This window comes from Streptomyces sp. RPT161, from assembly GCF_027533845.1.
GTDB classification, from domain to species: domain Bacteria; phylum Actinomycetota; class Actinomycetes; order Streptomycetales; family Streptomycetaceae; genus Streptantibioticus_A; species Streptantibioticus_A silvisoli_A.
This window is the reverse complement of the sequence record NZ_JAPZVN010000091.1, coordinates 1-755: the sequence shown is the minus strand read 5'-3', so window position 1 is coordinate 755 and position 755 is coordinate 1. Positions and strand designations below refer to the sequence as shown.

The 755-nt window shown below is 67.0% G+C and carries 1 protein-coding gene; it reads right to left on the bottom strand.

Annotation, left to right across the window (positions count from 1 at the left end; translation table 11 throughout):
• Window positions 1-755 (bottom strand): acyltransferase domain-containing protein (locus tag O5O46_RS35035; RefSeq protein ID WP_269859731.1); only part of this gene is annotated, 755 nt, incomplete at both ends.

Here is a 755-nt window from a genome sequence, read left to right as displayed (position 1 = left end):
TCGACCCGGTGGGCGCCGGTTCCCGCGAAGACCGCGTCCCAGTCAACCGTCACACCATGTACGAATGCCTCGCCCAGCGAAGCGTAGAAACGCTCCAGCCCACCCTCATCACGCCGCAACGACCCCAAAGCCGCCGCCTGACGGCCGCAGTCCTCGATCGTCTCCTGCACACCAACAGTGAGCACCGGATGCGCACTGGACTCGATAAAGACCCCGAAGCCCTGCTCCAGCAGCGCACGGACCGCCTTCTCCAGCTCCACCGTCTGCCGCAGATTGCGGAACCAGTACTCCGCCGTCAGCTCCGGACCCTGCACCCACTCACCCGTGACCGTCGAAAGGAACGGCACCCGCGCAGGCCCCGGGACGATCGGAGCCAAAACCTCCAGCAGCTCGTCCCGCAAAAGCTCCACCTGCGCCGAATGCGAGGCGTAATCCACCGGAACGCGACGCGCTCGCACCCCGTCGGCCTCACACGAAGCCAACAACTCATCCAACGCGACCGGCTCACCACAGACCACGACCGAGGACGGACCGTTGACCGCCGCCACCGAAACCCGGTCCTCACCCCAAACCGCCAACCGCTCCCGGACATCCCCCACCGGCAGGGCAACCGAGACCATGCCACCCAACCCGGCCAGCACCCGCCCAATCGCCTGACTACGCAACGCAACCACCCGCGCCGCATCCCCAAGACTGAGGATCCCCGCCACACACGCGGCAGCGATCTCACCCTGCGAATGACCCACCACGGCAGC